The organism is Mucilaginibacter humi (assembly GCF_013087555.1).
Genome location: NZ_JABFCR010000068.1, coordinates 1 through 18,391 on the forward strand (window position 1 = coordinate 1; position 18,391 = coordinate 18,391).

Annotated in this window: 26 protein-coding genes and 2 pseudogenes; 18 read left to right on the forward strand and 10 right to left on the reverse strand. The window is 44.2% G+C overall.

Going from position 1 to position 18,391, the window contains the following annotated elements; translation table 11 throughout:
• Window positions 1-290: 290 nt before the first annotated feature.
• Window positions 291-875 (reverse strand): DUF6515 family protein, encoded by a 585-nt coding sequence (locus tag HK413_RS18505; protein ID WP_175270440.1) that lies wholly within the window; start codon window positions 873-875, stop codon window positions 291-293.
• Between the two features lie 79 nt (window positions 876-954).
• A complete protein-coding gene (locus tag HK413_RS13020; RefSeq protein ID WP_175270441.1) occupies window positions 955-1,404 on the reverse strand; it encodes a hypothetical protein in 450 nt (149 codons plus the stop codon).
• Between the two features lie 61 nt (window positions 1,405-1,465).
• On the opposite strand from HK413_RS13020, the gene HK413_RS13025 reads away from it, so the two are divergent.
• The 13 genes and pseudogenes from HK413_RS13025 (at window position 1,466) to HK413_RS13085 (ending at window position 8,824) form a co-directional block, all read left to right on the forward strand.
• On the forward strand, window positions 1,466-1,876 hold the full coding sequence (locus HK413_RS13025) for a hypothetical protein (RefSeq protein ID WP_175270442.1): 411 nt from the start codon (window positions 1,466-1,468) through the stop codon (window positions 1,874-1,876).
• 10 nt (window positions 1,877-1,886) lie between these two features.
• Window positions 1,887-2,543: a thiamine phosphate synthase gene (locus HK413_RS13030; protein ID WP_246230523.1), complete on the forward strand. Its 657-nt coding sequence runs from the start codon at window positions 1,887-1,889 to the stop codon at window positions 2,541-2,543.
• A 39-nt stretch (window positions 2,544-2,582) separates the two neighbouring features.
• Window positions 2,583-3,152, forward strand: a complete 570-nt coding sequence (locus HK413_RS13035) for a thiamine diphosphokinase (RefSeq protein WP_175270443.1) — start codon at window positions 2,583-2,585, stop codon at window positions 3,150-3,152.
• Window positions 3,153-3,292: 140 nt separating this feature from the next.
• Window positions 3,293-3,871 (forward strand): hypothetical protein, encoded by a 579-nt coding sequence (locus HK413_RS13040; RefSeq protein WP_175270444.1) that lies wholly within the window; start codon window positions 3,293-3,295, stop codon window positions 3,869-3,871.
• A complete protein-coding gene (locus tag HK413_RS13045; protein ID WP_317169594.1) occupies window positions 3,868-4,431 on the forward strand; it encodes a DUF6515 family protein in 564 nt (187 codons plus the stop codon). The genes HK413_RS13040 and HK413_RS13045 overlap by 4 nt, the downstream gene beginning before the upstream one ends.
• A 93-nt stretch (window positions 4,432-4,524) precedes the next feature.
• Entirely contained in the window at window positions 4,525-5,127 is a 603-nt protein-coding gene (locus tag HK413_RS13050; protein ID WP_175270446.1) for a flavodoxin family protein, read from the forward strand.
• Window positions 5,128-5,538: 411 nt separating this feature from the next.
• Window positions 5,539-6,158, forward strand: a pseudogene (gene modA / locus HK413_RS13055) (molybdate ABC transporter substrate-binding protein); the annotation flags it as partial.
• A 10-nt stretch (window positions 6,159-6,168) separates the two neighbouring features.
• Entirely contained in the window at window positions 6,169-6,840 is a 672-nt protein-coding gene (gene modB / locus HK413_RS13060) for a molybdate ABC transporter permease subunit (RefSeq protein WP_175270447.1), read from the forward strand.
• Window positions 6,837-7,249, forward strand: a pseudogene (locus tag HK413_RS13065) (ATP-binding cassette domain-containing protein); the annotation flags it as partial. The gene modB and the pseudogene HK413_RS13065, both read left to right, overlap by 4 nt.
• Before the next feature lie 24 nt (window positions 7,250-7,273).
• Window positions 7,274-7,453 (forward strand): P-loop NTPase family protein, encoded by a 180-nt coding sequence (locus HK413_RS22405; protein WP_394353182.1) that lies wholly within the window; start codon window positions 7,274-7,276, stop codon window positions 7,451-7,453.
• A gap of 167 nt (window positions 7,454-7,620) precedes the next feature.
• Entirely contained in the window at window positions 7,621-7,923 is a 303-nt protein-coding gene (locus HK413_RS13075) for a hypothetical protein (RefSeq protein WP_175270450.1), read from the forward strand.
• Window positions 7,923-8,312: a glycosyltransferase gene (locus HK413_RS13080; protein ID WP_317169595.1), complete on the forward strand. Its 390-nt coding sequence runs from the start codon at window positions 7,923-7,925 to the stop codon at window positions 8,310-8,312. The genes HK413_RS13075 and HK413_RS13080 overlap by 1 nt, the downstream gene beginning before the upstream one ends.
• Window positions 8,313-8,344: 32 nt before the next feature.
• Entirely contained in the window at window positions 8,345-8,824 is a 480-nt protein-coding gene (locus HK413_RS13085) for a glycosyltransferase family 4 protein (RefSeq protein ID WP_175270451.1), read from the forward strand.
• A 101-nt stretch (window positions 8,825-8,925) separates the two neighbouring features.
• Here HK413_RS13085 and HK413_RS13090 read toward each other — a convergent pair whose 3' ends face one another.
• Window positions 8,926-9,396: a GNAT family N-acetyltransferase gene (locus tag HK413_RS13090; RefSeq protein WP_175270452.1), complete on the reverse strand. Its 471-nt coding sequence runs from the start codon at window positions 9,394-9,396 to the stop codon at window positions 8,926-8,928.
• A gap of 306 nt (window positions 9,397-9,702) precedes the next feature.
• Between HK413_RS13090 and gcvT the strand changes: the two genes are divergently transcribed.
• Window positions 9,703-10,782 (forward strand): glycine cleavage system aminomethyltransferase GcvT, encoded by a 1,080-nt coding sequence (gene gcvT, locus HK413_RS13095; RefSeq protein ID WP_175270453.1) that lies wholly within the window; start codon window positions 9,703-9,705, stop codon window positions 10,780-10,782.
• 5 nt (window positions 10,783-10,787) lie between these two features.
• Window positions 10,788-11,504: a 2-phosphosulfolactate phosphatase gene (locus HK413_RS13100; RefSeq protein WP_175270454.1), complete on the forward strand. Its 717-nt coding sequence runs from the start codon at window positions 10,788-10,790 to the stop codon at window positions 11,502-11,504.
• Between the two features lie 107 nt (window positions 11,505-11,611).
• Here the strand turns inward: HK413_RS13100 and HK413_RS13105 are convergent, their stop codons facing one another.
• The 6 genes from HK413_RS13105 to HK413_RS18525 form a co-directional block, all read right to left on the reverse strand.
• Complete coding sequence (locus tag HK413_RS13105; RefSeq protein ID WP_175270455.1) at window positions 11,612-11,938, reverse strand: nucleotide pyrophosphohydrolase; 327 nt, start codon at window positions 11,936-11,938, stop codon at window positions 11,612-11,614.
• 55 nt (window positions 11,939-11,993) lie between these two features.
• Entirely contained in the window at window positions 11,994-12,368 is a 375-nt protein-coding gene (locus HK413_RS13110) for a GxxExxY protein (protein ID WP_175270456.1), read from the reverse strand.
• A gap of 47 nt (window positions 12,369-12,415) precedes the next feature.
• Window positions 12,416-12,874, reverse strand: a complete 459-nt coding sequence (gene dtd / locus HK413_RS13115; RefSeq protein ID WP_175270457.1) for a D-aminoacyl-tRNA deacylase — start codon at window positions 12,872-12,874, stop codon at window positions 12,416-12,418.
• Between the two features lie 36 nt (window positions 12,875-12,910).
• Window positions 12,911-13,246, reverse strand: coding sequence for a fibronectin type III domain-containing protein (locus HK413_RS18515; RefSeq protein ID WP_246230524.1), 336 nt, complete (start codon window positions 13,244-13,246; stop codon window positions 12,911-12,913).
• Window positions 13,247-13,431: 185 nt separating this feature from the next.
• Window positions 13,432-14,214, reverse strand: coding sequence for a glycoside hydrolase family 10 protein (locus HK413_RS18520; RefSeq protein WP_317169593.1), 783 nt, complete (start codon window positions 14,212-14,214; stop codon window positions 13,432-13,434).
• Window positions 14,215-14,331: 117 nt separating this feature from the next.
• The gene (locus HK413_RS18525; protein WP_246230525.1) at window positions 14,332-14,475 is read right to left on the reverse strand and encodes a hypothetical protein; all 144 of its coding nucleotides are present in this window, start codon (window positions 14,473-14,475) and stop codon (window positions 14,332-14,334) included.
• Window positions 14,476-14,968: 493 nt separating this feature from the next.
• On the opposite strand from HK413_RS18525, the gene HK413_RS13125 reads away from it, so the two are divergent.
• Window positions 14,969-15,646: a hypothetical protein gene (locus HK413_RS13125; RefSeq protein WP_217452308.1), complete on the forward strand. Its 678-nt coding sequence runs from the start codon at window positions 14,969-14,971 to the stop codon at window positions 15,644-15,646.
• Between the two features lie 151 nt (window positions 15,647-15,797).
• Here the strand turns inward: HK413_RS13125 and HK413_RS13130 are convergent, their stop codons facing one another.
• Window positions 15,798-16,424, reverse strand: a complete 627-nt coding sequence (locus HK413_RS13130) for a DNA-3-methyladenine glycosylase family protein (RefSeq protein WP_175270458.1) — start codon at window positions 16,422-16,424, stop codon at window positions 15,798-15,800.
• Between the two features lie 65 nt (window positions 16,425-16,489).
• On the opposite strand from HK413_RS13130, the gene HK413_RS13135 reads away from it, so the two are divergent.
• Entirely contained in the window at window positions 16,490-17,770 is a 1,281-nt protein-coding gene (locus tag HK413_RS13135) for a replication-associated recombination protein A (RefSeq protein ID WP_175270459.1), read from the forward strand.
• Window positions 17,771-17,924: 154 nt separating this feature from the next.
• Window positions 17,925-18,391, forward strand: a 467-nt coding sequence (locus tag HK413_RS15600) for a DUF5687 family protein (protein WP_246230526.1), incomplete at its 3' end; no start/stop codon positions are given.

An 18,391-nucleotide genomic window follows, 5' to 3' on the forward strand; every position in this document is an offset into this window, starting at 1 on the left:
ACACCCATGTCTGATTTACTGCCTGTAATAACGTTATGATCGGCAACCCTTATCATTTTAACATCGGCTCCCAGCCTTTCCAGCCCTTTATTACCTCAAGGGCCAATGCTTCGGTGTTTGATGCCTGCGGCGATGGCTTTAGTGTGCAGTTTAATACCAGTACTTTCATACAAGGGTAACCTATAACCCGCCATAAAGTTTATTAACAAAAAGGGCGAGTGCCTAAACATTCGCCCTTAATATTCAACATAGGGTTATAACTTAATCGTTGGGCGCATCATTTGGCGTACCTACAATTTTAAATACTTTGTCGCCGTTGGTATCAACAGCATCCTGGAAGTAATAGCCTTCCTGCGATACATAATATTTCTGTCCGTTAAGCTTTTTATTATTTTGCAGTCTTCGGGAAGGTAATCAACCAAATCCCCAACTTGTGGCAGGTCGTCTGCCGGGCTGCCGCTATCAACAGTATTCAGCTCGCCGTCTTTGCCGGCTATCTGGTAAGCTAATGTGCCATCGTCCTTAGTTATCGGCTGATAGTAAACACCATTAAGCTCATAATACTGCATACCGTTTATAGATATAGCCTGTGCTTTTGCCGGTAGCTTATCAATCGCCGCTCCTATTGGTGGCTCAACAACGGTGTATTCTTCATTTTCCATTTGCCTGTAATACAGGCCGTCATTATAAAAATACTGGTCGGCGCCAAAATATGGGATAATACCCATAAGGTAACACGCGTAAGCTAAAACCCAATTGCGGGTGTAATAAGTGCTATAATAGCCACGGTTGCGGTAATAAAAGCCGCGGGGCCTTGCTGTTATATAGTTGTGGCCAAATTGTAAGCCAGGGATAGCTGCGATAGCTGTTACCACGGCGGTAATTAAACCGCTGCTCTGGCCGGTTGTATGTACCGCCTCTGGGTTGTATATGAATTTGAATTCCCCCTTTGGGTTATTCCCGGATAGCGGCGCCCATTATTATTATTATTGGGGTTGGCTGGGGTAAAAACAGGTTGTGGCCTGTGCTCGCTGCCGCGAGGATCATAATTTTGAGTTGAACCGGTGGCGTTATTGGTACGCGCACGATCAAATGAACCCGATTGCGACGGTTGTGTGCTTTGCGTTTGCTGGCTGCCACGCTGAAACTGCGGCTGCGCTTGCTGTTGCGGTGCCGGGCGTTGTTGCTGTGGCGCAGGTGCCGACTGCCGTTTGTGGCGGCGGGCTGCTGGCCGTTGTACTTGTGGCTGTGGTGCAGCTGGCGGTGGCGTAGATCCACCACCGCCGGATTGCAGGCCATTGTCGCTGTGTTCGCCACCCGTTGTGCACTGGCCGAAAATGCCATACCTAAGCATAATATGGTGCTTAAAGCAAAGCCGGTTAAGTTTTTATATGTCTTTTCCATTTTATTGATATTGAATATTGTTATAAGGCAGATAGTTAGCAATTTTTAGACGGATAATCGCGTGAAAAGTTTAATACCGACAAAAATAACGTTAAATAACCGCCTGATGTATGAGTGGAGCTCAAAAAGAAAAGATACTATTTTAATTACCGGGCATACGCATCAACCGGTATTCCGGTCGTTAACAGAGTTAGAGATCCTGTACGAAAGTTTGGCATCCGCCACCGGCGAAAAACAAGCGGCAATACAGGCCCGAATTGATAAGCTGCATTTACAAAACTTTCGCCCGCCCGCTTTTAACGGATATTTAGACACCTATTTTAACAGCGGCTGCTGTTGTTTTGATGATGGGGATATTACCGGGATCGAGATCGCGGATAATTGTATCCGATTGATAAAATGGGAGTACAAAGGCAGGGAAAGCGTGAGGATTGTACTGGAAGAATCACAATTGAAAGATTTAAGGTTATAGTGCGTTTGCATTGCTTAATTTAGTTGCAAATTCTACCACCCTTCATGAAAAAGTATATTTCAAAATTCCATTACTTAACCGGGACCTGCCCAACCGCACCCATATTGAACAGGCGCAAATAGCCTGCGAGGCAGGGGCAAACTGGCTGCAGTACCGTTGCCTTACCAAAACCGATGTTGAACTGGTTGACGAAATAAACCAGATTGCCCAAATTTGCGATGATTGGGGCGCAACGCTTATCATCACTAACCATTATCATTTATTAGATAGGATTGATGTACAGGGCGTACACATAGAAGATTTTGATGCTGATTTTGGCGCTATCCGTGCGCAGATAGGCGAAGATAAAACATTGGGCGCATCGGCAACAAATGTTAAACGCTTGCTGGCCACGCAGGCAACCGGCATGGTTGATTATTGTGGCTACGGGCCATTTGCGCATACCGACACCAAACCGAACAACAGCCCGCTTATGGGGTTTGAAGGATATAAACAGTTGCAACGAATGATAGTAGAAATACCGGTTATTGCAGTAGGAGGCATCCAATTACCAGATGTAGACGCATTGTTGCAAACCGGAGTTTATGGCATAGCGGTATCGGCAGCGGTAAATTTATCGGCGGACCCGGCTGCGGCTGTCAAAGCGTTTTATAAAAAGATCTATTAAGCTATTATAACTAATCACTATTCTCCAATCATTAAACTTATGTCATCACACCACATTGTTCGCGAAAAACAGGAGCCGGCGCTACTGGTGCTTGGGCTTGATAATTTTGATGACGAGCAATTGGGCCAGCTGCTTGAATGGAGCCCGACATTGATAGTCACACCGGACATCGCCGAAAAACTAAACGCCTATGGCATTAAAATAGATTGGATACTAACCGATGACGCTATAGATAACCTGCAATCCGACATCAAATGGCTGCCTGTTGGTAAAGATACGGTAATAGTTGCGGCGCTTAATTATTTAACCGGCCATGGCTACCCATCTGTTAATGTAGTAACCGATGAGTTTGAAGCGGATGATTACCTGCCTTATGCCGGTAAAATAAACCTGGTGATATTTTATGATCAGCAAAAGATCTATGCTGTAAGCCCGGGGTTTGGTAAGTGGAAACCAGCTGGCGAATTGATCACGATCCTGTCGGATACAAACTCTTTAAAAACAGATGGGTTGGCAGAGACGGGCGAAGGCCAATATAAAACCATAGCCGATGGTTTTTTTACCCCGGAGTTTGACGAGCCGTTATTGTTTATTGCTGAAGGCCTGTAACCTTTCATGTTTTAAATTCATCTGCTTATTATACTTGATCCGGGCTATTAACGTTATTTTTGTCGGTATTAAACTTTTCACGCGATTATCCGTCTAAAAAACTAACTATCTGCCTTATAACAATATTCAATATCAATAAAATGGAAAAGACATATAAAAACTTAACCGGCTTTGCTTTAAGCACCATATTATGCTTAGGTATGGCATTTTCGGCCAGTGCACAACGGGGTGGCGAACACAGCGACAATGGCAGCCGGAGCGGTGGTGGATCTACGCCACCGCCAGCTGCACCACAGCCACAAGTACAACGCAGCAGCCCGCCGCCACAACAGCAGTCGGCACCTGCGCCACAGCAACAACGCCCGGCACCGCAACAGCAAGCGCAGCCGCAGTTTCAGCGTGGCAGCCAGCAAACGCAAAGCACACAACCGTCGCAATCGGGTTCATTTGATCGTGCGCGTACCAATAACGCCACCGGTTCAACTCAAAATTATGATCCTCGCGGCAGCGAGCACAGGCCACAACCTGTTTTTACCCCAGCCAACCCCAATAATAATAATAATGGGCGCCGCTATCCGGGAATAACCCAAAGAGGGAATTCAAATTCATACAACCCAAGAGGCGGTACATACAACCGGCCGGGAGCAGCGGTTTTAATTACCGCCGTGGTAACAGCTATCGCAGCTATCCCGGCTTACAATTTGGCCACAACTATATAACAGCAAGGCCCCGCGGCTTTTATTACCGCAACCGTGGCTATTATAGCACTTATTACACCCCGCAATTGGGTTTTAGCTTACGCGTGTTACCTTATGGGTATTATCCCTTCTATTTTGGCGCCGACCAGTATTTTTATAATGACGGCCTGTATTACAGGCAAATGGAAAATGAAGAATACACCGTTGTTGAGCCACCAATAGGAGCGGCGATTGATAAGCTACCGGCAAAAGCACAGGCTATATCTATAAACGGTATGCAGTATTATGAGCTTAATGGTGTTTACTATCAGCCGATAACTAAGGACGATGGCACATTAGCTTACCAGATAGCCGGCAAAGACGGCGAGCTGAATACTGTTGATAGCGGCAGCCCGGCAGACGACCTGCCACAAGTTGGGGATTTGGTTGATTACCTTCCCGAAGACTGCAAAATAATAAAGCTTAACGGACAGAAATATTATGTATCGCAGGAAGGCTATTACTTCCAGGATGCTGTTGATACCAACGGCGACAAAGTATTTAAAATTGTAGGTACGCCAAATGATGCGCCCAACGATTAAGTTATAACCCTATGTTGAATATTAAGGGCGAATGTTTAGGCACTCGCCCTTTTTTGTTAATAAACTTTATGGCGGGTTATAGGTTACCCTTGTATGAAAGTACTGGTATTAAACTGCACACTAAAGCCATCGCCGCAGGCATCAAACACCGAAGCATTGGCCCTTGAGGTAATAAAGGAGCTGGAAAGGCTGGGAGCCGATGTTAAAATGATAAGGGTTGCCGATCATAACGTTATTACAGGCAGTAAATCAGACATGGGTGTTGGAGATGGCTGGCCGGCGATATTGGAAGATCTTTTAGCAAGCGATATATTAATTATGGCAACGCCTACCCGGATGGGTACGCTATCAAGCATGGCTATGCGCGTTATGGAACGCATTAACGGCCTATATTCGGCGCGGGACAAAGAGGGCCGGCCGGTAACTTATAACAAGGTAGCGGGCTTTGTAGTGACAGGTGAGGAAGATGGGGCGCGCCACGTTGTCGCCGAAATAGCGCATGGTTTGATGGATGTGGGTTTTACCATCGCCCCGCAAAGCTATACTTACTGGAACAATGGCCCCGGCCCCGGTAAGGCTTATTTGAAGTCCGATTTTAGGAAGGATTGGTCGATAGAGACCGGTAAACTGGTTGCGGCTAATGTTATGGCGGTAGCTAACGCTTTGAAAAAGACCCCTATACCGCCGGCGGCATAGCCTCGTTTGTTTCACGCATGTGTGAAACAAATGAAACAGGTGAAACAGGATTTCAACCATACGCATTGATTATCAGCGATTGCAAAAAACAAATGAAACAAAATGAAACAAATTTTCGTGTTAACTATCTGATAATAAGTTTTTTTAACAAAATTAAATTGTTTAAACACACATTTGCTTAAAACACTTCAATCCTACAGTAAACAATCTAAGGTTTAATAATTCGTTCTATATTTACACTTTAAGTTTATAGCGATGAATATTAAAAAACATCTTGCCGGTACAATTAAACGCGTTGCTTTATTACTGGCTATTGGACTTTTAACTTCTACATCTTTATTGGCACAGCAAATAAAGGTAGCCGCCGCTGCCAACCTGCAAGCTGTGATAACCGTATTACAAAAAGATTTTAAGCAAAAAACGGGGTGCGATATCGAACCTATTGTTGGTTCATCGGGTAAGCTGGTAGCACAAATTAAAAACGGTGCGCCGTTTGACGTTTTTTTATCGGCTGATATGGACTTTCCGGAGGCTTTATATAAAGATGGACTTGCTACTAAAGCGCCTGCAGTTTACGCACTGGGCAACCTTATTATCTGCAGCAACAGGGACCTTGGTTTTGTGCGTTGGGAAAGGATCCTGCTAACCCCGCTTATAAAAAAATCGCGATAGCAAACCCCGCTGTAGCGCCTTATGGTAAGGCGGCCGCGGCCCTGTTAACCAAAAAAGGCATACTGGACAACGTAAAAAGCAAAATGGTTTATGGCGAAAGCATATCCCGGGTAAATACCTATATAACTACCGGTGTGGTTAGTGTAGGCTTCACCACACAGGCATTGGTAAAGGACCCCGCCAATAAAACCAGGCTGTACTGGAAACTCATCGACCCTAAAAGTTATGCCCCTATACAACAGGGCGTGGTAATTTTAAAACATGGCGCAGCCAACCCCGATGCCGAAAAGTTTTACAGCTACCTGTTAAGCGCCGACGCTAAAAAGATCTTTGAGCAATACGGGTACCGTACGCAGTAATTAATCATAAATGGACTTATCACCAATATGGCTTACGTTAAAGCTGGCAGCAATTACAACTTTATTGTTGTTGTTGATTGGTGTACCCATAGCCTGGTGGCTTTCAAAGGGTCGGTCGCTTTTCAAAACTTTAATAGAGGCTATTATTACTATGCCGCTGGTGCTGCCGCCATCGGTACTGGGGTTTTATTTGTTGCTGGCTTTTAGTCCGCAGCACGGTTTGGGCAAATGGCTGCAGGATAGTTTTGACGTGCAATTTGTTTTTTCTTTTAAGGGGTTAGTATTGGCGTCTTTTATCTACAGCATGCCCTTTATGATAGGGCCAATTAAATCGGCGCTGCAGCAATTACCGGCTTCGCTGGCACAAGCCTCATACACCACGGGTAAAAGCCCGTGGCAAACCTTTAAAAGCGTTTTACTGCCCAACATCAAGCCATCGTTGTTAACCGCCATAGTACTAACCTTTGCCCACACGCTGGGCGAGTTTGGCGTGGTGCTGATGATAGGCGGCAATATCCCAAATGTAACCCGCGTGGCATCTATCGCTGTTTATGATTCGGTAGAGCAGATGGACTACGCCGCGGCCAATAACTATTCGCTCATCCTGTTTGCTATTACTTTTGTTATGGTGATAAGCGTTTTCATATTCAATAAGTACCAGGCTAAATCTCCGTTAGAATGATAGATATTGCGATAGAGAAGAGCCTGAAAGTTTACCACGGTAAACGGGTATTAAAAATTGAGCATGCGTTTGCCGCCGGCAGTATTACCAAGATCTACGGACCATCAGGCGCGGGTAAAACCACGTTTTTAAAGGTGATTGCCGGGCTGCTAAATCCTGAAAAGGGAAAGATAATTGTTGATGGCGTTACCTGGCTGGATACCGGCGCCAGTATCAACATCGCCCCGCAAAAACGAATGCCCGGATTTGTTTTCCAGATTATGCGCTGTTCCCCAACATGACGGTTTTGCAACATCTTGAATACGCTACGGATGATATCGGCTGGATAAACCGCCTGTTAGTTTTAGGAAAGCTGGATACGCTGACAGATCATAAACCCATCCACCTGTCTGGCGGGCAACAGCAGCGCTTAGCTATTTTAAGGGCGTTAGCCATTAAACCAAAACTACTGTTAATGGATGAGCCTTTTTCGGCTTTGGACCCGGATATGAAAACAGAATTGATAGCTGAGTTGACGGTTGTTTTTAAGGATATAGGTGCTACCGTTTTAATTGTAAGCCATAACCCGGTGGAGCTGGAGGGGTTGGTTGATGGGGAGGTTTATATTTCTTAGCCGGTTATTTGATAGCTTGTTAGTCCTTTGAGCTCTGGCCTGCCCCGCAGAGGCCCCACATAATACGATACAAGCGTCACAATAATGACCTTAATATTATTAAACGGAGTGCTTTACACCTTGATACTGTAACCTTAGAATAGTATTTTTGGTAAAAACCGAATCCATTGAAGATCCTTATACTAAGCCATCGTGTACCCTTCCCGCAAAATGGCGGATATGCGATAGTGGTAGCCAATACCATTAAAAGCCTGGTTAGTACCGGTCATGATGTTTCGCTGGTGGCGCTTAATGCCAAACGCCATAATTACGAAAGCACCCTGCCCGACGAGGACCTGATGGGGAAGATTAACTATCGCGCTTATGATATTGACACTACGGTTACCGTGCTGGGTGTAGCCGTCAACCTCTTCAAAAAACATCTTTCAATGTCGACCGGTATTACGACCCGGAATTTGAGACTTTACTGATCCGCGAGTTGCGTAACAGTGATTATGATATTATCCAGTTCGAGGGGTTGTTTGTATCGTTATACTTGCCCGCGGTGCGTAAACACTCGAAAGCCAAGCTGATCTACCGCGCGCACAATATCGAGAACCAGATCTGGTGGCGGCTGGCCCTGCAAAAAATAGATCCGTTTAAAAAATCATACCTGCGGATGCATGCCCGCCGGATAAAAAATTACGAGCAGCAACAGCTGAATAAATTTGATGCTATAACCGTATTTTCAGACCATGACAAGGAGACGCTGACCGGGTACGGTATTAACGTGCCCATAGAAGTATTGCCCATAGCCCTAAACCCGGATAAATATAAGCCAGATATCAAGAAAACCGAGTTCCCGAGCCTGTTCTTTTAGGGTCGTTAGACTGGCTGCCGAACCGCGAAGGCATGGAGTGGTTTTTAGATACTTTTATTAATGACATTACCAGCGGCGACCTCCCCGTAAAGCTCTATGTAGCCGGTAACGATATCCCCGAACGTTTTGATGATTACGAGGCGCTTGGAAAAGTTTTTATACAAGGCGAGGTTGACGACGCGCTGGAGTTTGTAAACAGTAAATCCATCATGATCGTGCCGCTGCTGTCGGGCGGCGGTATGCGGGTAAAGATAGTTGAAGGCATGGCGATGCAGAAATGTATCATATCTACCTCGCTGGGTGCCGAAGGCATTAACTTTAAAAACGGTCACGACATTTTGATAGCCAACACGCGCGACGAATTTTACCAGGCAATGCAACGCTGCATCAAGGACGAAGAGTTTTGTATCCAACTCGGCAAAAACGCCCGCCTGTTGGCTGAGAAGGAACATGATATAAATTTGGTAACGAAGAACTTGATTAAGTTTTATAAGGCTTGTTGTAAGGAGTAAAGTCCCGTTAGTCCGGATTTGTAATCCGGGGCAGAACGACGCCACCTGCAAATTATGGCAATGCAACCTTATTAAATGGCAGCACTATTTTGTCAACACATTTAATTTTTCCTGTAGTCCGGATTTACCATCCCGATATTTTTCCAAACCAACCAGTGATTATTCAGGGTTTCTGCGCCATGCTTTTTGTAAAAAGTTAAGGCAACTATATTATCCGGCTCGCAGTTAACACAGATCTGTTTAGCATCATAGCTTAGAAACCATGATGCTAATTTCTTAAGCAACATACCGGCAATACCTTTATGTTGCTGTTCGTTTATCACATTTATCCACTGCAGTTCGCCGTGGCATTCAAAACGCCGTGTTAAATGGCCAGCTATAAAGCCAACTACTTGTTCGTCAAAAACAGCCACAAAAACAACACGTCCGGCTAAGGCCTTTTGCGGGTGGTGGGTTCCATTTATATAGGCGGCGATCCGATTTATCCAATTGGCAACCGACAAGGGATCGCTACCGCGTATGGCCGCTAATTGGGGCAGGTCGGTGTCAATGGCTTTTCGTATGCTGATCATAACAACGTGGGATAATAATCTTAAACAAATCTGTTAAAAAATTTTGGTTTAGTATATCTTGAGCGTTAATCCTCCAATCTCCGGAGAATTACAAATTACGACAACCTTTAACAATTAGATGGTAGCAGTATTTGTCACCAAATTTTAAGTTATTTTTTCGGTTGCATGCAATGGTCCAAATCTGCCAGCCTTAAAAAGTCAAATTGTCCCGCGCTGCTAAGGCCACAATGAGTGTGCAAAATCCTTTTGGTAATCGCACGCAACCTGCCTGCATTTTTATTACTTTTGTGCCAAATATAATTTTGTATGAAGAACACAGCCTTAAGCGAAGTCCACGTAAAAGCAGGCGCCAAGATGGTACCCTTTGCTGGTTATAACATGCCCGTACAGTACGCCGGTATCAATGCCGAACACGAAACCGTCCGCAAAGGCGTAGGCGTGTTTGATGTAAGTCATATGGGCGAGTTTATCCTGAAAGGCGATAAAGCGCTTGACCTGATCCAACGCGTAACCAGTAACGATGCTTCAAAATTATATGATGGCAAAGTACAGTACTCATGCCTGCCCAACACTACCGGCGGCATTGTTGACGATCTGCTTGTTTACCGGATAGACGAGCAAACGTATATGCTGGTTGTAAACGCCTCGAACATAGAAAAAGACTGGAACTGGATAAGCCAGTACAATACCGAAGGCGTGGTAATGAAGGATATCTCAGATCGCACCTCGTTATTAGCCGTACAGGGCCCAAAAGCAGCCGAGGCATTACAAAGTCTGACTGATATCGACCTTGCATCCATGGAATACTATACCTTTAAAAAAGGCACCTTCGCCGGTATTGATAACGTAGTAGTATCCGCAACCGGTTATACCGGCGCGGGTGGTTTTGAGTTATATTTTGATAACGAACATGCCGAAGCGATATGGAACGCCGTATTTAAAGCCGGTGAGCCATTTGGCATCAAGCCAATAGGCACGGGCGCACGCGATACGCTGCGTTTGGAAATGGGTTTCTGCCTTTATGGTAATGATATTGATGATACCACTTCGCCATTAGAAGCCGGTTTAGGCTGGGTAACCAAGTTTAATAAAGAGTTCACTAACTCGGTAGCTCTGGCCGGGCAAAAAGCGGCTGGTGTAAGCCAAAAGTTGGTTGGCTTTGAAATGATAGATCGCGGTATACCACGCCATGATTATGAGATAGTTGATACCGAAGGCAACAATATTGGTAAAGTTACCTCGGGTACCCAGTCGCCATCGCTACAAAAAGCCATTGGTATGGGCTATGTAAAAACCGAGTTTGCCAAAGAAGGAACCGAGATCTATGTGAAGATCCGTGATAACAGCATTAAGGCTAAAATAGTTAAGCCACCATTTTATAAATAGTCATTGTGAGCCCTAAATTAGAAGTTTGCCTTACCCCGGCGCTGATACCGCTTTATAACGTTGAAGAATACGTTGTAGTTGTGATTGATGTTTTCAGGGCCACAACATCCATTTGTTATGGTATTGAAAACGGTGCCGAAGCTATTATCCCGGTATCGCAGGTTGAAGAGTGCAGCGCCTACCGCGAAAAAGGGCTGGATTACCTCTTAGCCGCCGAACGTAACGGAGAGGTTGTTGATGGGTTCGACTTTGGTAATTCGCCATTCTCCTACACTAAAGAAAAAGTTGCCGGTAAAACCATCGTGCTGACTACAACCAATGGTACACACGCGTTACACTTATCGCGCAGCGCAAAGAAGATAGTTATAGGCGCGTTTATTAACCTAACGACCATTTGCAACTGGTTAAAACAGCAAAACGAGAATGTGCTGCTGGTATGCTCGGGCTGGAAAAACAATTTTAACCTGGAGGATACCCTATTTGCCGGAGCGGTGGTTGAACAATTAAAGGGCAGCGGTTTTGTTGTTGATGACCCCGCCATAGCCGCCAATGATCTTTACCAAATAGCCAAAGACGACCCGGATGCTTATCTCAAAAAAACATCGCACAGTGAACGCCTTAAAGCATTGGGCATTGAAGCCGATATTGAGTTTTGCCTAAAGGTTGATTTGACTACTGCTATACCTGTTTTGGATCGGGAGAGATTAGTTAAGTTGCAGTAGTTAAAGAAGATAGTCATGCTGAACTTGTTTCAGCATCCCACACGCTAAGTAGTGCGCTTCTTTTATGATGGGATCCCGAAACAAGTTCGGGATGACGAGTCGGTAAATTATTTCAACTTCTCATTATTCCTATGCCTGTCAGCATCGCGGATGCTTTTCTTCTCCATGTTTTTTTGCAGCGCATCGGTAAGGTTAATGCCCGTTTGGTTGGCCGGGCATATGAGCACAAACAAAACATCAGCCATTTCATCGGCAAGGTTAACTTCGGTATCAGATTTTTTGAAGGATTGCTCGCCATATTGCCGCGCCATGATACGGGCAACCTCGCCAACCTCTTCCATTAATATAGCCGTGTTGGTAAGTTCGTTAAAATAACGGATGCCGGTTGTTTTTATCCAGTTGTCCACCAGCTTTTGTGCTTGTTCTATAGTCATAATAATTGGCACTAATTTCACGAATTAGGTCGAATTACACGAATGGGTGTGCGAATTAAATTATTACGCGTTGGAATTCAAGAGAAGGCAAGCCAAAATTGATAACCATACCTAATCTGAGGCCTGACGCTTTTAGGTAGTTTAGTGTTTGTTTTATATAAGGGTCGCCGATGTAGTTACCGATCTTTATTTCCAGGATGATAGTGTCATAAACAATAAAATCGGCAATAAAGTAATGTTTTAATTTTTGTTCTTTGTACAAGATGGTAAATGGCTTTTCCCTTGTAAACGGAATATTCAGTTTTGTTAATTCCATCTCCAGTGCATCTTTATAAACTACTTCTTTAAAGCCATGTCCTAAAAAGTTATGCACTTCGAAACATGCACCAATAATTTTGTAAGACTCTTCTTTAAATAAAATATCAGTCATTTAAAATATACTAAGCAATTCGTGAGATTCGCTAAAATTCGTGACCATTAGTGGCTATCTCTTTCCTTCGTATCCATAATGATGGTTACCGGTCCATCGTTAACCAGGCTTATTTTCATATCGGCACCAAATATACCGGTAGCTGTTTTTTTGCCGGTTAGATTATCAAACGTTTCTATCATTTGCTGATACAATGGGATAGCCTTGTCCGGGCGGGCGGCTTTAATAAATGAGGGACGGTTTCCTTTTTTAGTTTGGGCGAATAAGGTGAATTGCGATATCAACAAAATACTACCATCTACATCGGCCAATGCTTTATTCATTAAGCCATTCTCATCGCCGAATACACGCATATTGGTTATTTTCTGCGCAAGCCATTGTAGGTCATCCTCGGTATCGGCTTCTTCAATACCAAGCAATACCGGGAAACCCGGGCCTATTTGGCCGGTTATCTGGCCGCCAACGTTACAGCTTGCTTCAGAAACACGTTGTATTACCGCTCTCATTTTTATAAAATCACCGGCAATATAATAAATACGGCGTTATTGAACAGGCGCTGCCATCGTAGGTGTGCGGTCGCTCTCATTTTTAAGCCGGTCTATCGCCGTTACAACATACAAATAAGTTTTTCCCGGCAAAGCGGTTGTATCCATAAAAAAGGGCGTTGCGTTGTACTGGATATGCAATATGTTTTCCGGTTTAGCTATATCTATCTTTTCCTCGCCTTCAAACCGGTAAATAACATAACCATAAACGGGCTCATTATCTTTGGCCGGCAGTGGTGCTTCCCATCTTAACTGGACGCTGGTAGTGGTTGGGATACGTGTAACCACCAGGTTGCGGGGTGTGTTAGGCGCAATAGAGTCAAGCCATAACATTGGTGGTGGCAAAGCCGGATATTTGTAGTGATTAAGCCGTAATGAGTCGGTTAAACCAAGTTTATTATTGGTTAATGATTGTGAGCTAAAAAAAACACTGCCTTGCGTACGCGCGTTACCGCGTACAAGCCTTATTTCATCAGGGATTTCGGTTGGCTTGTCAAAGGCTGGCAGGTTATGCTCGTTTATACGATAAGCGGCCGGCCAATGTATAAATGCCGGTTATAAGTGTTATCGCTCCACCAGGATAGCAGTTTGTCGAAAGCCATCAACCGGTCTCCGATAGGGCGGTACAATTGCGGATTAATATAATCAACCCATCCCTCTTTTATCCACTTACGCGAGTCGGCATACAACTCATAGTATGTATCGCCGCCACGGGTGTCAGAACCCTCGGGGTTTTGCGATTTATTGGCCCATATGCCAAACGGACTCATACCGAATTTTATACGTGGGTTATGTTTGTGGATACTGTCCGTAAGCATTTTTATCAGCTTGTTAACATTATCCCGGCGCCATTCGCGAATATCTGTAAAATCGCCCCCATATTGCTGGTAAGCCGCCGCGTCGTTTATTTTCTGCCCGGCAATAGCATACGGATAAAAGTAATCGTCCATATGTACGCCGTCTATATCATAATTATCAACCACATTTAAAACAATCTGTACAATATATTCGCGCACCTCTGGCAGCCCCGGGTTAAACGTTTTCATACCGCCGTAGATAAAAAACCATTCAGGGTGTTTGTTGGTGATATGATCAGGGCTTAAGGCCGAGTACTTATTATCGGTAGTAGCCCGGTACGGGTTAAACCAGGCATGCAGTTCTATCCCTCGTTTATGGGCTTCGTTTATGGCGAATTCCAATGGGTCATAAAACGGATCAGGTGCCTTCCCCTGTTTGCCCATTAACCATTTAGACCATGGCTCTATACCCTTGGCATAAAAAGCATCGGCAGCCGGGCGCACGGAACATTACTGCATTTAAGCCGGTACGCTGGTGCTGATCCAATATACCAATCAACTTTTGCTTTTGCTGATCGACCGTGGATTTAGGCGAGGGCCAATCTATATTACCAACGGTTGCTACCCATACCCCCTGAACTCGCGCTTAGGATGGTCCTTTAGTTTTTGTTTGGCTATCGAGTCGGCCTGAGTTGGGTTTTGGGCATTGGCTTTAGTAAAAAACGCTAACGTAATCAGTAAAATAATATAACGTATATAATGCATTGAGGGCTTTTTTAAGAATTGCAAAGATATAAACTACTTGATAGTGCGGTTTATTATGGCAAATAATAATTGCGTTTTAATCAATTTGTACATACTTTTAGGAATATTTTATAGCCGTTTATAAAAAACAATATCATAAAATTCACATTATTACGTATAGTTATAAGTTAACAATAGTAAATGCGGTAAAACCAATTCACATAACAGTCAAATACCCTGCCGCATTTAATTATTATTCAAGTATTAAAGCAGATAATTTTTATGGAGAACCAAACAACACAAGAGCCTAAAAAAATTCAAACGTTATTTACTTTTTAGTAGTAGTAATTGTAGCTTTATTAGGAACTGACGTGTATTTATACATGAAGAAAAACAATTCTGACCAAAGAATTGCCGTGCAAAGCGATGAAAAACAAAATTACAAGTTGAGCTTGATAGCCTTGAAGCGCAAATAGAACAGGTTAGCGCCGGTAAAACAAAAATTTCGGCCGAATTGCAGGCCAAAAATGATTCGCTAAGAGCAAAAATTAAAGTACTAAGAGGCGAACTTGCCAAAGGCAAACTAACCGCCGAAGAATTAAGCAAAGCGCAGGAAGATGTTAAGCAATTACGCTATTTTGTTACCAAGTACACCGCCGATATCGAAGAGCTAAGGAAAGAAAATGTATCATTAGCTACCGAAAGAGATACTTTAAAAACCAACCTAACTACCGTTAGCGCAAAAGCAACCGACCTTGAAAAACAAAACCGGGACCTTAACACCAAAGTACAGGTTGCGTCAGCCATTAAAGTTGGTGCTGCCAGCGTAGTTGGTTACAAGGTTAAAAAGAATGGCAAGGAAAGCGACGAAACCAAAGCCAAAAATGTTAATAAGCTTAAGATCAACTTTACCGTAGCCAGCAACGCTGTGGCAACAAAAGGATCACATGATATTTTTATCCGGATTATAGACCCGATTGGCAACCTGATAACGACTAACGATAGCGGCACTTTTAATGCTGATAGCCGGGATCTGCAATATACTTACAAAACATCTATTGATTATAAGGATGACGGTGCTAATTATACTGTCGACTGGATGTATGCGGAGCCATTCCAAAAGGGCACTTATACCGTATTGCTATATGCTGATGGTTATACCATGGGCAAAACAAGTGTGACATTTAAATAAGGAGCCCCCACAATAAGACACAAAAGAGTTCCGACTACCATCGGGACTCTTTTCATTTAAAAACCGTTTGTCATCCTGAGGAACGAAGGATCTGCGAAAATTGCAATCGCCACGCGGCAGATGCTTCGCTATCGCTCAGCATGACAAACTATTATTTCTTCGGTGCCGACAGATAGTAATGCCACAACATCATCGTTGCTACAGTTCTGTAAGGCTGCCATTGCGTGGCTACGTCAATTAACTCTTCGCGGGATGTGCTATTGGATAATCCTTTAACCCGTTTTAAGGCGTTAACCGCGGCCAAATCGCCAATGGGGAATATATCCGCGCGTTGCAGCACAAACATCAGGTAAACATCAACCGTCCAGTTGCCGATGCCTTTTAGGGCTACCAGTTGTGCGCGGATTTCATCATCAGGCAGATCCTCATAATGTTGCAGGTTAATCTGCCCGTTTAATATGGCTTCTGCTAAATATTTAATGTAAGCTGTTTTTTGGCGGCTGCAATAACTTGCCCTAAATTCTTCGTCGGTTAATAATAATACCCGCTCGGGCGTAATTTCCTGTACCCGTTCGCGTAATTTATTTAAGGCTGATAATGCCGAGGCCAGCGACACCTGCTGCTCTAAAATAATATGGACCAGTGTTTCAAAGGTATTGGGGCGGCTCCATAAGGGTGGATAGCCATGGGCTTTAATAATCTCGTCGAGGTGTATATCTGCCAATGAAAATTCATCACAAATAGCATGAAAGTTTGAATGGGTAAACTTGTTGATCATATAATTGTTATTTAAAAATACTAAAAAATTTAGGAATTAGCGTTTCCTTTTCAGATTTTTACTACATGAACAATTTGCCGCCATTAGCAGAGCGCATGCGCCCCAAAAACCTCGACGACTATGTTGGCCAGAAACACCTTGTTGGGCAGGGCGCGGTGTTGCGTAAAGCTATAGAAAGCGGCGCCTTGCCGTCAATGTTGTTCTGGGGACCGCCGGGCGTGGGTAAAACCACGCTGGCTTATATTATTTCGCAAACGCTGGACAGGCCCTTCTTTTCGCTAAGCGCCATTAACTCGGGCGTTAAAGATGTGCGCGAGGTTATTGAAACCGCTTCGCGATTAAAAGAAGAAGGCGATGCTATGCCGGTACTGTTTATTGATGAGATCCACCGTTTCTCCAAATCGCAGCAAGATTCGTTATTGGGGGCCGTTGAGCGGGGTATTGTTACGCTGATAGGCGCTACCACTGAAAACCCATCCTTCGAGGTAATATCGGCTTTGCTGTCGCGATGCCAGGTTTATATCCTGCAACCACTGGAAGAAGCCGACCTGGTAAACCTTTTGGAGAAAGCCAAAAAGGAAGACGTCGTGATCAGCAAAAAAAACATTGACATAAAAGAACACGAAGCTTTGCTGCGCCTGTCGGGCGGCGACGCGCGTAAGCTGTTAAACATCTTTGAGCTGCTGGTGAATGCCATATCGGGCAAAAAAATAGAGCTGACCAACAAAATAGTGCTGGAGCATGTGCAGCAAAACATGGCGCTGTATGATAAAGCGGGCGAGCAGCACTACGATATCATATCGGCCTTTATAAAATCTATGCGTGGCAGCGATCCTAACGGCGCGGTTTACTGGCTGGCGCGGATGATTGCCGGCGGCGAGGACCCGTTGTTTATTGCCCGGCGGATGCTGATCCTTTCATCAGAAGATATTGGCAATGCCAACCCTAATGCCCTATTATTGGCGCAGGCCTGCTTTAATTCGGTTAACGTAATTGGGATGCCCGAGTCGCAGTTGATCCTGTCGCAAACAGCCATTTATTTGGCGACATCGCCTAAAAGTAATTCGGCTACTACGGCCATTGGCGCCGCCATGAGCCTGGTAAAACAAACCGGCGATCTGCCCGTACCGCTGCACCTGCGTAACGCCCCAACAAAGCTGATGAAGAATATTGGTTACGGTAAGGACTATAAGTACGCCCACAATTTTGAAGGCAACTTTGTAAACCCGGACTTTTTACCCGATGCCGTAAAAGGAACCAAAATTTATGAGCCGGGTAACAACCCACGCGAGAATGAGTCAAAAGAAAAACTAAAAAAATTATGGGGCGATAAGTACAAGTATTAAAGCCTCACCCCGGCCCTCTCCAAAGGAGAGGGGGAAGAAACTGAAAAGTAAGTCCTCTCCTTTGGAGAGGATTTAGGTGAGGCCTTTCCTTTTATTTTAAATTATTTAATTATTATTACAGTAATTAAAACTCATTCGTCACAGCGGGTACCATATGATCTCAACTTTCTTTAGTCACGAATTAAAAGCCTTTTGGCGTTCTAAAGATACAGGTAAAAACATAGCCGTACGTATTTTCATGGCTTTGCTTATTCTATACCTTTTACTATGTGTGGCAGTTGCCGGCTGGGCGCTGGACTTTATTCTTAAAAAGCCTTCCCCACGACTCATTGATCGTTTCGTTTTGCGGAATAATCCTGATGTATTTTTTTATCGAACTGTTCTCGCGCCTTCAGTTACAAGAGTTGCCTACGCTGCGGGTACAACCGTATTTACAGTTACCTATAAAACGGAATACCATTATTGGTTACTGGCCTTAACTGCAATGTTTAGTGTTTTTAACTTATGGCCCATTGTACTTTTTTTTCCTTTTATTTTTAAAGTGATTTTACATGATGCCGGTGCTGTTACTGCCCCGGCGTTTGTTGTTTCCATTTTGGGGATATCTATATTAAACAACTA

Bases quoted from the DNA above. Each gene is read 5' to 3' on its own strand.
- HK413_RS13020 (WP_175270441.1), bottom strand. From the start codon at position 1,404: ATGGAAAAGACATATAAAAACTTAACCGGCTTTGCTTTAAGCACCATA.
- HK413_RS13035 (WP_175270443.1), top strand. From the start codon at position 2,583: ATGTCATCACACCACATTGTTCGCGAAAAACAGGAGCCGGCGCTACTG.
- HK413_RS13040 (WP_175270444.1), top strand. From the start codon at position 3,293: ATGGAAAAGACATATAAAAACTTAACCGGCTTTGCTTTAAGCACCATA.
- HK413_RS13050 (WP_175270446.1), top strand. From the start codon at position 4,525: ATGAAAGTACTGGTATTAAACTGCACACTAAAGCCATCGCCGCAGGCA.
- modB (WP_175270447.1), top strand. From the start codon at position 6,169: ATGGACTTATCACCAATATGGCTTACGTTAAAGCTGGCAGCAATTACA.
- HK413_RS13085 (WP_175270451.1), top strand. From the start codon at position 8,345: ATGGAGTGGTTTTTAGATACTTTTATTAATGACATTACCAGCGGCGAC.
- HK413_RS13090 (WP_175270452.1), bottom strand. From the start codon at position 9,396: ATGATCAGCATACGAAAAGCCATTGACACCGACCTGCCCCAATTAGCG.
- gcvT (WP_175270453.1), top strand. From the start codon at position 9,703: ATGAAGAACACAGCCTTAAGCGAAGTCCACGTAAAAGCAGGCGCCAAG.
- HK413_RS13105 (WP_175270455.1), bottom strand. From the start codon at position 11,938: ATGACTATAGAACAAGCACAAAAGCTGGTGGACAACTGGATAAAAACA.
- HK413_RS13110 (WP_175270456.1), bottom strand. From the start codon at position 12,368: ATGACTGATATTTTATTTAAAGAAGAGTCTTACAAAATTATTGGTGCA.
- dtd (WP_175270457.1), bottom strand. From the start codon at position 12,874: ATGAGAGCGGTAATACAACGTGTTTCTGAAGCAAGCTGTAACGTTGGC.
- HK413_RS18515 (WP_246230524.1), bottom strand. From the start codon at position 13,246: ATGTTATGGCTTGACTCTATTGCGCCTAACACACCCCGCAACCTGGTG.
- HK413_RS18525 (WP_246230525.1), bottom strand. From the start codon at position 14,475: ATGCATTATATACGTTATATTATTTTACTGATTACGTTAGCGTTTTTT.
- HK413_RS13130 (WP_175270458.1), bottom strand. From the start codon at position 16,424: ATGATCAACAAGTTTACCCATTCAAACTTTCATGCTATTTGTGATGAA.
- HK413_RS13135 (WP_175270459.1), top strand. From the start codon at position 16,490: ATGAACAATTTGCCGCCATTAGCAGAGCGCATGCGCCCCAAAAACCTC.